A 13058-nucleotide genomic window follows, 5' to 3' on the forward strand; every position below is an offset into this window, starting at 1 on the left:
GCAATAACGCTAAAAACCCGTCAAATTGTAAAATATTTGTTACACACAAAACCTCACAACAACAAAGTGAGTGCTATCAAGGGATTGAAAGATGGTGGTTTGATTTACAGCAGAGCAAGAGATGTTATTGAATTGTTACATGCGTAATTTTATCAACTAAGGCGATAAATCGAATATTAGACTGATGATGTAAAAAAGCCGCTGTAGTCAGCGGCTTGATGAGTTCTAAGACGAACATGATTCAGATATGGGTTAAGCGTTAATCCCAGTTGAGAATCGACCAATTCGGTTGATCGGCTAACGCTTTCAAACGCGGGCATGGGTTCACCAGATAGGCAAAGTCAGCGTGTTCACACAAAGGTAAGTCGTTGATTGAATCCGTATAAAAGTGAATGTCTGAGTAGTTAGTTTCTTGATTGTCTAACCACGCTTTTAAACGCGTTACTTTGCCTTCACGGTAGCTTGGTACACCTGAGATTTGAGAAGTAAAACGGCCTTGGTTTTCAATCAAATCAATACCGAGTGCGTTCTCGATACCAATCTTACGACCCACCGCTTCCACTAAGAAAGTCACGCTGGCAGAGATAATCAGCATATCGATATCATCATTCTCAAGCTGCTCAATCAAAGGTTTCGACTGCTTGAACTGTTTAGGCAGAATATGCTGTTCAACACACTCTTCCACCAACGCAGTCACTTGCTCTGTTGGCATATCGGCTAACGGCTGCATGGAAAACGTTAGGTAATCTTCCATGTTCAGTTTGCCTTCCGAATACAGTCCCATTAAGCGTTTATCTTCATCAATAAAGTTGGGCGCAGTGGCAATGCCCTTTTCAACCAAGAACTCATTCCAGAGCATCGCTGCATCGGCATTGATCAGCGTTTCGTCCATATCAAATACATACAAAGGTTTGAACATCTTAGGCTCTCACAGGTTGAATTTCGTTAAGGTTAAACAGGAGTTCAAGTTGGCTGAATGCTATAGCGAATATATGACAATTAGAGCACATTTCTGTGGCAATTATGTTTCGTGAAGATGACAATAAAGTCTACTCCATTTATTCAAAAGTGATAAAGAGGTAGAAAGGAATTCACTTACTGAATACATACAAAAACTCCGACTGATTAGGTCGGAGTTTGGGGTTTAACGATTGGGTTTAATGACGCCTGAGCTAAACAATTTTCTGCTCACTTTCGTCCGTTAGTTTACTCTTATCCGACAAGAAACTGGCTACGATCTCTCTCAGTTTCCCTTGATTAACAGGTTTTGGTAAAAACTCATCCATGCCTACATCGAAGCATAGATGCTTGTCTCGCTGTACAACGTTGGCCGTCAGCGCAACGATTGGAATGTGCTTTGCAGACCCTTCTTCGAGCGCTCGGATCTGCTTGGTCGCTTCAAAGCCATCGAGAACTGGCATCTGACAATCCATAAAGATCATCTCGTATTCGTTAGCCTTGAATTTCTCGACACCAATTTCACCATTGTCGGCAATATCAACCTCAAACCCAAGCTTCTTGAGCATCATCTTGGCAACTTGCTGGTTTACTCGCGAGTCTTCAACGACCAAAACCGTACCACTAAATTCTCCGGCAGCCGCGACAGGTTTTGACTCTGCTTCAATTGGAGCTTGTTTATCGGCTTGTGAGGCGTTTACAGAAACAGTGGGTGCCTCTTTAACAACCGCCGCAGGTTTAGTTAACAACACTGGTTCATTGTCTTTAAACGCAACCTCGCCTCTGTTCGGATAAGTAAAGACTGAAGTATCAGCGGCTCTCGCGAGTACCTCACTGATGGTCCATTTAAGCTGATTATCTTGGTAAGGACGCGCAATGTAGGCAACAAAACCGACTTGTTTAGCACGAGCTTCATCTTGCTTTCTAGGATCAGCAGAGATCATCACTAACTTAGGACACTCGCGACCAAAGCGTTCAACTAAGCTTCTCGCCAGTTGAAAGCCATCAACGGACGGCATCACTTTGTCTATCAGCACGAGATCATAAGGTGATGACTTAGCCACAGACTCTGAAACCAACTCTAACGCTTGGTTTGCCGTTTCACAGCACTCAGACTTAACACCGAAAGATTGAAGCTGTGTAGACGTTATACGCATGTTCAGCTGGCTATCATCCACCAGCAAGACCGAAACCTGATTGAAATCGATATTGCCTTCATCGGCTTCTAAACACGGGTCAAAGTCAGCCGTAAAATAGAAGGTACTGCCCTGACCTTCAACACTGGTGAGTTCAAGCTTGCTGCCCATCAATGTCACGATCTTCTCGCATATTGTTAGACCAAGCCCTGTGCCTCCGTAAATACGCGTGGTACTGCCGTCGGCTTGTTGAAACTTATCGAACACCGATTTCTGTTTGTCTTCTGCAATACCGATACCGCTGTCGACAACCTCGAATTTCACTCTGAGTTTTTGCTCAGGCTCAACCACTTCTTCCAAACGAAGTGAGAGCGTGACGTGGCCGTGCTCGGTAAATTTAATCGCGTTGCCTACTAAGTTATTTAGGACTTGTCTTAGTTGAGTACCGTCGCCAATCACCATGGTTGGGATCTTAGGGTCGATCGCTAATTGGAATCGAAGCCCTTTCTGCTCCGCTTTCACTCGGAAGGTTGATTCAACGTCGGCCGCAATGCCCATCATTTTCATCGGCTCTTGCTGAAGCTCTAGTCGTCCCGCCTCGATCTTCGAGTAATCGAGAATGTCATTGATTAAGTCGAGCAAAGTAAGCGAAGAGGTGTTGAGCATGTTGATGTACTCTTTTTGCTCTTTCGGCATATCCATTTCAGAGAGCAAAGACGACAACCCGATAATCCCATTCATTGGGGTACGGATTTCGTGACTCATATTGGCAAGGAATTCACTTTTATTGCGGTTGGCCACCTCAGCAACGTCTTTGGCTTTTTCTAGCTCTTTGTACTGTTGACGAATACGTTCAATAGACTGGTTATAACTGCTCTCGAGTGTCGAGATCTCATCTTTGTAAGTAGAGTCAGTCGGCGTTAAGAAGCGCGGTTTGTTGTCTTCGACCTGTTGTAGGTTGATCTGAGAAGACATGGTCATCAAACGTTTTACGACAAGGCGATAGACGATGGTTAAACATACCAGAGACAGCAAGAATATTTTGACGGCTTCGAAGGCGAGCAACAGTAGCACTCGTTCTTCAAAGTCATTGAGAATCATACTTAAATCAGATTGCACCGTGAGCGTTGCCAATGGGAAATCTGTACCACCCATTTGGTGCACCATTTCCCAAGACTGAGAATAAGATTGGCCTTCGGTCTTTTGACCTAACTCTAGAATTTTTTCATCGGGACTTTCGATCAGAAGGTAACTCACAGACGGCAAACGAAAGATGCCTTCTGCTTGCACAAACAGTTGAGCACGGTCTTCGACCCACAAGCTGGACGTTAAACCGGAGAGATAACCGGCCTTAACCTGTTCGACCTGAGAGCTGATAAAAGAAACTCGACTTTGGTACTCCACATACAACCCGAGACCTGTCACTATAACTGTGAACAAGGTGCTGATTGCGATGATTACCCCGATCAACTGTCGGGAGAGTCCAATATAGCGTTTTCCTTTTGTCACCATACACAAATTACCATTATTGTTATCCTAGCAAACTACAATTACTCAACTAGTATAATAGTAGTCATTCATCAAATAACTAGGGAAGGTTATGAAAAAACATCTTATCTTTGCATCCATAGTCAGTTTGTTTTCAAGCAGTTATGCTTTTGCAAGCGAACCTCTTCACTACTACATTATTGCGAGCCAAGCGCAACCTTTTCAGATCGAAACTGACGGGTTATCTCACAGAGGAATCGTTTCAGATATTGTGGAAGCCGTGTTTGATGACAGCCAATATGAGATCAACTATCACACCTACCCTTTTAATCGAATGATCGACAAGCTCGATGCGAGAGAGAACCCAAACTGGGTTACCTATGGCAGCCCTAGTTGGGGAAACATCCAATCTGCGAACCTATCTAAAGATCCGATTTACAATGTAAAACACGTGTTACTGAGTAGTGGTAAAAAGCCATTTGAGTTCAACACAATCGATGATCTAGACGGGAAAGCCGTGGTATTGCTGGTGGGATTTGAGTATCCGAACTTGGAACCTTATATCCAACAGGGCAAGCTCAACGAGATTCGAGTAAAAGATTACACTGCTGCGTTTCGTGTCCTGAACCGAGCACCTGGCGATACCGTGTTTGTGGAAATGGAATCACGAATCAAATACAACCTAAACGAGCAAAAACTGAGTATTGATGATTACCAGATGCAAGAGTTTGGTTCTGTAATCAATAACTACCCTATCCATTTGGCGTTTGACCCTGAGATGGATCCTAAGCTGCAAAGCTTCATCAACCAACGGCTAGACACAATGAAAGACGATGGACAGATCGACGACATCGTACAGAGTTACTTGTAGCACCAGCGTTACGTCGAACTTAGCAACGAACAGGTTGGTAACACACTTTAACTATCATTGATGCCTAACTCTCTAAAACATAGAAGGCCGCCCTGCTTAATACTAGATAGCAGGGCGGCCTTTTAAATGCGTCTTAGGGGTAATCATAAGTATGCCCGCTATCTGAATCGACGAATCAGTGCGAAGCAATCAAATGCAGTTGCTGAGTACGAAGCTGGTGACGCACTGCCATCAGAATCTTACCCAAATGGTTCTCGCCGGTTCCATCGCCGCCATCGCCCCAGAAGTGGTCTTTGTGCGAATGTTCTTTGATCACCGAATCTCCGGTGTTGGTAAGAAACAGCGCAAACTGTGGATTCTGTCTGAACTTCTCTGTCACAATAAACTGCATCACTTCAACACGAATGTCATACCAATCGTCACGAACTTGGTCTTCGTAGTCACGACTTAAAGAGAACGCTTCGGCAGGCGTACTGGCTTCCAAAATGGTATTGCGTAGCGCTTCGGACGCAAACTTCATCGCTTGATAATAATGTTCGCTGGTTGCCCAAACTTGATCACCGACCTTGATAGGACAAGCGGCAAAATTTGACAGGTATCCGTTCGGATCTTCGGGTTCGTAAAACAGCACTTCTTTAGCTTGAGCCACAGAATTAGACATAGCCTTCTCCTTACCAACGACATCGCATATTTTTGCTTTAACTTTAAAATTAGTGGCGTTGAATATGACTGTCAAACAACTTAGTTCAAGAGTATGCCATGTGCGTGTTTTTCATCTGAAAAGCGTAATATCAAAAGGGATAGGCTAAACGGAACAGTGAGCTAAAGAATCAAGGGGTCGATTCAATCGAGATAGGAACTATTAAAAAGTACTTATAAATCAAAGGGTGGCGTTGTGCCACCCTTCTAAATGCAATGGGGATTATTAGTGAATAAGACCTAGCTCCCTCGCTTCTTCCAGACTCAAACCGCTTTCTCTAATTTCTCTTAGAGTCTCGATACGACGACGAGCTTCAGCAGACTTCATTTTCTTTTCTGGTTTGAAAGATACTTCTTCTTCAGCATCCCACTTGTTTGCAATATTTGTCATTTCATCATGGTTGATAGAATTAATGGACATGTTTTCCTCCGAAAAGCACCATGTAATGGACAAGTAATCTGTAGCAAATGCTTTTTCTCTTGTTAAGAAATTCTGTACTGAAGTGTGATGATTCCGACGCTTCACAAAGCTAATTAATAAATGCCTCATTTAAACTTTGCCAAAGCCATTTTCTGCATTTACATTTAAAAGATTCCCCATAAGAAATGTGGTTTGATCCAACTCTCATTTTCCCCGCTTTCAATGCTTCTCTTCTGCTGAAAATTCGTGAAATAACCCAAGATAAACTTCGAGGCACTTCATCCTTTTCGTGCTCGTCGCTTCCACTAAATCCAATACATGTTAATGATAATAGTTATCAATATCATAACTGAGTATTTATCATGTCTGTGGGAAATTCAGAGAAACCACTTCTCGAAGTGAAGAATCTATGTGTCGACTACATCACCGATGACGGTGATTTCAATGCAGTCAAATCCGTTAGCTTTAACATAGGCCAAGGCGAGATTTTCGGCTTAGCCGGAGAATCCGGTTGTGGCAAAAGCACCATCGCATTTGCCATTAACCGCCTGCATAAGCCGCCAGCTTTCATCTCAGGAGGCCAGATACTATTTGGTGGGCAAGACCTACTGAGCTTATCGGACAGCCATTTGAATACCTTGCGTTGGAGTGAGATCGCGATGGTGTTCCAAAGCGCCATGAATTCACTCAATCCAGTATTAACCATCGAAGAGCAGTTTGCTGATGTGCTGCGTCACCATAAAGGCATGACCAATGAACAGGCCAAAGATCGCGCCGAGAAACTGCTCGACCTTGTCAATATTCCACGCCATCGCCTAACAGAGTACCCGCATCAGTTCAGTGGCGGTATGCGTCAGCGTTTGGTGATTGCCATTGCTCTCGCCCTTAACCCGAAGCTCATCATCATGGACGAGCCAACCACAGCGCTGGATGTGGTGGTACAGCGCGAAATATTGCAGCAGATACACCAACTCAGAGAGGAGTTTGGTTTCTCGATACTCTTCATCACCCATGACCTCGCACTAATGAGCCAACTGTGTGATCGCATTGCCATCATGCGCCACGGCAAGATAGTTGAGGTCAATAACGCCCATGAGATTCGTAACAACCCACAACACTCCTACACCCAAAAGCTATGGAGTTCTTTCCCTAATATTCATGAACATGCTCACGCGACGGCGTGCTAGGAGAGCTCTATGTCACAACCTATTTTTCAAGTAAAAAACCTCGTTAAAGAATTCACTGTTGGTGGTGGATTTGGCAAAGAAGAGATCTTTAGAGCACTGCATGGCGTGAGTTTTGACTTACATGCAGGTAAAACACTGGCACTGGTTGGCGAATCTGGCTGCGGGAAAAGCACCTGCGCACGATTGATGACCAAGGTTTACCCTGCGACAGAGGGAGAGATACTGTTCAAAGGCAGAGATATCTCTACGCTGAAAAGCCGTAAAGATATCTTGGATTATCGCAGCCGTGTGCAAATGGTGTTTCAAGACCCCTTTGGTTCACTCAATCCCACTCACACCATTGAGCACCATTTAACGCGCCCACTTAAGATCCATAAACAGGTAGCCACTAAACAGGCTCTCACAGAGCGCCTCAAAGAGTTATTAACGCTGGTGGAGTTACCCATCGAAACGCTCGCCAAATACCCGCACGAGCTCAGTGGAGGCCAAAGACAGAGGGTTAACTTAGCCAGAGCACTGGCCGTTGGTGCTGAGGTTATTCTTGCTGATGAACCCACCTCGATGTTGGACGTTTCGATTCGACTTGGCGTGTTGAACTTGATGCAAAAAATGAAGAAAGAATTAGGCATAGGCTTTTTGTACATAACCCACGATCTTGCCACGGCACATTACATCGCAGAAGAGACAGCGGTGATGTACAAAGGGCAGATCGTTGAATGGGGATCAACCCAGTCGATCTTAACCAATCCACAACACCCGTACACTAAGTTGTTGATCTCTGCCGTCCCTGATCCCGATCTGCCATTTGGCGAACTCGTCAAAAATGAGCCAAACTATTCAATAGACGCTGATCGTATTCGAGAGCAGAGCAGTGAAATACAGCATGAAATCAAACAAGTTGCTGATAATCACTTTGTAAAACAGTGGGATAACGTTGCATGAATGAACTAGACACTTGGTTAGAGCGGATCGGAGATTGGTACAAAGACCGAAAGCATGATCAAGTGGACCGGTTAGAACCTTTGATCTTAACGCCTCCAGATGCGCTCTGGGGGCCATTGATCACGGATGAGCAGAGCAAAGGCATCGCATGTTGGTTAGACGGGTGCCTGAGAATCTTTACTTTCTATCGCCACCTCGCGGATTCATCGAATCAGGAGTTGTCTTCGCAAGAGGCCAGCAGCTCAAGCCATCAAGATAAAGCCTACCAATACCTGATGTTTGCCTATAGCAAGCTGCAAGCGGTGTCATGTGACCCAAAATCAGAAGCTGACTTGCAAGAGTGGTGTACACAGCGGCTACAACACTTGTGTGTATTGGCTTTGGAGTTTACGAACCAACAGCAAGAACCACGTTGGAAAGCAGAATCAGAAAAATTGATCGAATCGCATGTGCGTTTTATGGCAACCCATCCCCGAAACGATGATCAAGGCAGCATTCAACGCCATCTCCACTGAACAAGCCCTTCTCGATCAAACATCGAATCAAAATCTCATCAGAGTTAGATCCGTAGAAAGCATGATCGAGCCTTGATCATGCTTCGGCACTTAACTCTGTAAGCTATTGAATTTTAATGATTGACTGAATTTCAGGCAAAAAAAAGCGAGTCCCTTAGGAACTCGCAAAAATCTATTCAGTATGATGTAACAAAATATGAGCCAATCTATTAATCATAAGAAAGGACAAAGGTTGTCTATTCGGGATAAATAATAATCAACTAGATGCGTTACTTTGTCATCACTTTGTCAGCGTTAGGTGCGATTTTAATCAGCACCTAATGTGTTCAAAACTATCCATTCAGCCACGATAAAACAGGCTTATCGCAATAGGATAATGACTAGTGGCCAATCGCCATTTCATCGAGCGCAAGGAACACGTTTTCGTCTAAATGACCTTCATGAACTTGTTTACACACTTTGCGACGCACCGCTAAACCAGAGATCAAACGTTCAATGGACAGATGTCGATTGCTGGTGCTATCTCGGTCGTTGTATAGCTCAATCAAGCGACTCAGTGTTTCGTATGGGATAACGTCCTCCCCTACTCTCAACCAATCAAGCTTCTCAATGAGCTCTGAGCACTCTTCTTTGATTGAGGCATGTGAGTGCCCTGTCATAGCAGATAAAGCCGTTATGCTGCGTTCTAGAGCCTCTGCAGAGGTATATTTAGAGAGAGTAATCATGATCTCATCAGCGTTGATCTCAACAGAGTGTTTACGCAGCTTAACTCGACGTCCCAATTTGCCTCTTGGCGACGGTGCTTTACGCTGAATTGGCTCAAACTCACCGTCGATAATCTCAGACAGCTCTTCCAGCTTCTGCTTAGACACCATCTCGTTACGAAGTGGGTTCGGCAGCGTTGGTGCCATATTACGCTTACCTGCGTTAGTGGTACGCGCTCTTGAGTAACGTAAGACCTCTTCCACATTACATTTGATATCTACCTGATAATCGGTCGTTTTCCCTTTTTCGATCAACGCGGTGATCGTCAAGTGATAACCCCAAAGGTTAACCAGGAAGGTATCTTCTTGCTCCCCGACTTCACCCAGCTTTCTGAGCTCGCGGATCAGATCCATCGAGAAACGACGCCAATCGATGTTACGCGCCAATTTCTGGTTGAGTTCACTGAGCAACATGCTATCTGAATGGCGACGTGCCATGCGGCTTCTAAAGTAAGAATACATTTGGAAGACCAAGGTATGTTGCTTCAGGATTTCTGGCGGAAATAGGAAGAAATAGTCACGTGTCAGCAGCTCTTCGTAGAACGAAGGTTCCCAAACCAAGATGTATAGGTTCGGTTTAATGCGAATTTCGCCGTCAGAGCCCTCTGTAGGCGCTTCTTCCGATGCGGTAATGGTTCTAGCTAAGAATCGAAAACGATCACTCTTAAAGCCTTCTGGCATGTTCTCACTAAGCCAACGGCCTGTAAGTTCGTGCAGTTGGAAATCCGTGAATTCGATACGATCAATACTGTCGCGGATCGAATCACGCGCAGGGCCGCTGTCTTTCTTGCCACGTAAAGACAAAATATCAGTGATGTAGAGTGGTGTTTTGTTCGGCGTGTGTTTCGCGTCTAGATGGTAATCATCTTGGTGATGATCATGATATTGAACGGTGAGCGTGAATAACGCGAATAGCGTCATCAGATCGTCAACGGTCATGATATTTTTAGAAGATCTTGTCTCGATCACAGCCCGAGTGCCAGAGATCGAAACCATGGATTTCTGGTAGCTCTTACGAGTTCTAGGTGGCGCTAACGCTTGATCAATAATCCCCGCCCAATTGGTTGGCGAAACAATGAATTGATCCGCTTCATCTTTCATCGTTGGTGGGGTATTCAACCCATGTTCATTCAGTAAGCGCTTGTTTACTTTGGTTTGAGCTAGGGCTTTAGAGCGCTTTTGCTTTTCATTTTGCTTCACGCTTTCTGTCACTAAGCTGGTGGCACCCAATACCGATATCAATTGGTTTGGGTTCACAAAGCGATGCAACATGGTTTTACCAGCAAGGCCTTCTTCAAAGCGAACGGGGATTTGTTTGAACAATCCGATATTGACTGCTGCTCTCAGCCTTTGCTGTAAAGCCGCGCGAGTGACCTGACCATCGGTTGATTCAATAATCTCAGTGGTGGAAACGTACCCGTCTTTGCTGCTAAACCCACGAAGTGAAATTAGGTTAAGAAGCTCAACTATGCTTTTGGTGACACCTTTGAAGTGTTGATATTGTTCTATCCATTCAACGGCTGTTTCAGATACCTCAAATAAATGACCATCTTTGTGGCTTCGTGCCTTAATTAACAATTTCTCTTCTGGTTTCATTTTTGATCCGTATCACACTAACCGTAATTTCACTATAGTTCCTGAATGATAAAGAAAGAATGATCATAAATAAAGAGAATTTATTGGCTTTTAAATAACTGATCTTTTTGATTAATATGATCTTAAATGATTAAGTGATCTAATGATCTGGACGTAACTTTGCTTTTAAGTGGCTGAATTTAAAGTATTAAAATAAATCGCCTTGGAAAGCATGATCATAAAGCTTCCGAAACTATGATCATTAAACTTAAGAAAGCATGATCACAGAACATCAGAACGATGATCATTAAGTCATTGTAAGCATGATCATTATTGGTTCGAAAGCATGATCATTACACTTATACAGCTTATCCACAGATCGGAATTCAACATCGGTTTCTAAGTCGCTTTTGACTTGTCTATGTGGACACTTGTGGCGGCCAATCTATCGGAACAATGATCAAGAGAGCATACTTTTTTATCGTTCCTACCCTATTGAGTGCAAAATTTAGTCTCTATCCGCTGGAAATGGATTGCTTTGATGTATTTAGCGCTGGTGGGTCTTAACTAGGAAGCATGATCATGAAATTGTCATGTTTATGTATTCTCGGTCTGTGTCGATTGAATTTTCAATCATTGAGCCCTTATAGGCGTTGAATCCCCATTCCAAAAGCATTTGTCCGTAACTTAGCTCATAAATTACATGCTTCCGGAACTATGTTTACTTGATCATTTTTCCGTAAGTTGATCATTTCCAATGTGCGGTTACTCGGATCAATATTGCTCAGTTTACGCCTTGATCATGCTTCATAATTTGGCGTTATTAATTATCTTACACTGGATGTGCTCCATGATCATTCTTCCGGTTAGGCTCCAATCCTCTGTTGTTTTTGACACCCCATCTTCTCTTCTGTTTTGAATCTTTTTGTTCATTGAGCGTTTTTTTATTTTTATTGTATTGAAAATCTATAAATTCGAATGCAAATCACACCAACCGTAATCTACGGTTGTATTTCAATCGTTCCGAAGGTTTTTCTCTGAAATTCCATTTACATTGTAAATAAGTGATGCTGTAACATTTTAAATGTAGGCTGGAAATAACATGGTTATGCATGATAAAAACGGTGATTTTTGTGTTTGTATAAGGCGATGTTTCATCAAATTGTAAAAACGCGGTCTATTTTATGTGATTTTACTCATAAATGTATGTTCATGTTTTTGTTGTGTTTGTTGTTAATCGCTGTACAATTTGTACTTAGTTAATCATTACGGAAACTGGCAATGAAAAGAGAACAAACGATTGATAAGCTCTATCAGCTAGCCGAACAAACTCAACAAGTTCAGGCTGACCGAATTGAGATTATTTTGGAAGAGCGAAGTGATGAACATTTCCCTCCAATGTCTAAAGCTATGATGGAGACCCGTTCTGGTTTAACGCGTCGTAAACTCGATGAAGCGATCACTAAACTTGAAGCTGATGGCCATCAGTTTACAAAGAACAACGCCAATCATTACTCGATTTCATTGACAGAAGCTCACATGTTGATGGACGCGGCAGAAGTGCCGAAGTTCCATGAACGTAAGCAGCACGCTGACAATAAACCATGGATTATCAACGTACAAAACCAGAAGGGTGGTACGGGTAAATCAATGACAGCGGTTCACTTAGCCGCTTGTTTGTCTCTGAATCTAGATAAGCGCTACCGTATCTGTCTGATTGACTTGGATCCACAGGGCTCTTTACGTCTGTTCCTAAATCCACAAATTAGTGGGGCAGAGCACGACAGCATCTATTCTGCTGTCGATATCATGTTGGACAACGTGCCTGAAGGCCAAGAAGTCGATCTAGAGTTTCTTCGTAAGAACGTACTATTGCCAACTCAGTATCCAAACCTGAAGACAATTTCTGCATTCCCAGAAGATGCGATGTTTAACGCTGAAGCGTGGCAAAGCCTTTCACAAGATCAGTCACTTGATATTGTTCGTCTATTAAAAGAGAAGCTTATCGACAAAATCGCCGATGATTTCGATGTGATTATGATTGATACCGGCCCGCACGTTGACCCTCTAGTATGGAATGCAATGTACGCGTCGAACGCACTTCTGATTCCATGTGCAGCTAAGCGTTTGGATTGGGCTTCAACGGTTAACTTCTTCCAGCACTTACCAACGGTTTACGAAATGTTCCCGGATGACTGGAAAGGGCTCGAATTTGTTCGTCTAATGCCAACCATGTTTGAAGACGACAACAAGAAACAAGTGTCAGTTCTGACTGAAATGAACTACCTGTTGAATGACCAAGTAATGATGGCAACCATTCCAAGAAGCCGTGCTTTTGAAACCTGTGCCGACACTTACAGCACGGTTTTCGATCTAACGGTGAGCGACTTTGAGGGCGGTAAGAAAACTCTAGCTGTTGCTCAAGACGCAGTACAAAAAAGTGCTTTAGAATTAGAGCGCGTATTACATAGCAACTGGCCTTCACTTAATCAGGGATAACAAC

The 13058-nt window shown here is 43.5% G+C and carries 10 protein-coding genes; 5 read left to right on the forward strand and 5 right to left on the reverse strand.

Annotated features, from left to right (window positions below; genetic code table 11):
- Nucleotides 1–259: 259 nt before the first annotated feature.
- Both OCV20_RS24355 and OCV20_RS24360 read right to left on the reverse strand, forming a co-directional pair.
- Nucleotides 260–919, reverse strand: coding sequence for an HAD family hydrolase (locus tag OCV20_RS24355; RefSeq protein WP_086775788.1), 660 nt, complete (start codon nucleotides 917–919; stop codon nucleotides 260–262).
- 253 nt (nucleotides 920–1172) lie between these two features.
- Nucleotides 1173–3605, reverse strand: coding sequence for a response regulator (locus tag OCV20_RS24360; protein ID WP_086775787.1), 2433 nt, complete (start codon nucleotides 3603–3605; stop codon nucleotides 1173–1175).
- Between the two features lie 88 nt (nucleotides 3606–3693).
- Between OCV20_RS24360 and OCV20_RS24365 the strand changes: the two genes are divergently transcribed.
- Nucleotides 3694–4452 (forward strand): substrate-binding periplasmic protein, encoded by a 759-nt coding sequence (locus OCV20_RS24365; RefSeq protein ID WP_086775786.1) that lies wholly within the window; start codon nucleotides 3694–3696, stop codon nucleotides 4450–4452.
- A gap of 175 nt (nucleotides 4453–4627) precedes the next feature.
- On the opposite strand, the gene OCV20_RS24370 is transcribed toward OCV20_RS24365, so the two are convergent.
- Both OCV20_RS24370 and OCV20_RS24375 read right to left on the reverse strand, forming a co-directional pair.
- A complete protein-coding gene (locus OCV20_RS24370; RefSeq protein ID WP_048614216.1) occupies nucleotides 4628–5188 on the reverse strand; it encodes an NADAR family protein in 561 nt (186 codons plus the stop codon).
- A 189-nt stretch (nucleotides 5189–5377) separates the two neighbouring features.
- Complete coding sequence (locus OCV20_RS24375; RefSeq protein ID WP_017061218.1) at nucleotides 5378–5572, reverse strand: hypothetical protein; 195 nt, start codon at nucleotides 5570–5572, stop codon at nucleotides 5378–5380.
- Nucleotides 5573–5934: 362 nt separating this feature from the next.
- On the opposite strand from OCV20_RS24375, the gene OCV20_RS24380 reads away from it, so the two are divergent.
- Genes OCV20_RS24380 through OCV20_RS24390 form a run of 3 tightly spaced genes read left to right on the forward strand, consistent with a single transcriptional unit; the run spans nucleotide 5935 to nucleotide 8216 of the window.
- A complete protein-coding gene (locus OCV20_RS24380; protein ID WP_086775785.1) occupies nucleotides 5935–6759 on the forward strand; it encodes an ABC transporter ATP-binding protein in 825 nt (274 codons plus the stop codon).
- A gap of 9 nt (nucleotides 6760–6768) precedes the next feature.
- On the forward strand, nucleotides 6769–7701 hold the full coding sequence (locus tag OCV20_RS24385) for an ATP-binding cassette domain-containing protein (protein ID WP_050620252.1): 933 nt from the start codon (nucleotides 6769–6771) through the stop codon (nucleotides 7699–7701).
- Entirely contained in the window at nucleotides 7698–8216 is a 519-nt protein-coding gene (locus OCV20_RS24390) for a transcriptional regulator (protein ID WP_086775784.1), read from the forward strand. The genes OCV20_RS24385 and OCV20_RS24390 overlap by 4 nt, the downstream gene beginning before the upstream one ends.
- A gap of 380 nt (nucleotides 8217–8596) precedes the next feature.
- Here OCV20_RS24390 and OCV20_RS24395 read toward each other — a convergent pair whose 3' ends face one another.
- Nucleotides 8597–10576: a replication initiator protein RctB domain-containing protein gene (locus OCV20_RS24395; RefSeq protein WP_086775783.1), complete on the reverse strand. Its 1980-nt coding sequence runs from the start codon at nucleotides 10574–10576 to the stop codon at nucleotides 8597–8599.
- A 1260-nt stretch (nucleotides 10577–11836) separates the two neighbouring features.
- Here OCV20_RS24395 and OCV20_RS24400 point away from each other — a divergent pair.
- Nucleotides 11837–13054, forward strand: coding sequence for a ParA family protein (locus OCV20_RS24400; protein WP_048610166.1), 1218 nt, complete (start codon nucleotides 11837–11839; stop codon nucleotides 13052–13054).
- The last annotated feature ends 4 nt before the right edge of the window (nucleotides 13055–13058 follow it).

Origin of the sequence: Vibrio coralliirubri (assembly GCF_024347375.1) — a bacterium.
GTDB classification, from domain to species: domain Bacteria; phylum Pseudomonadota; class Gammaproteobacteria; order Enterobacterales; family Vibrionaceae; genus Vibrio; species Vibrio coralliirubri.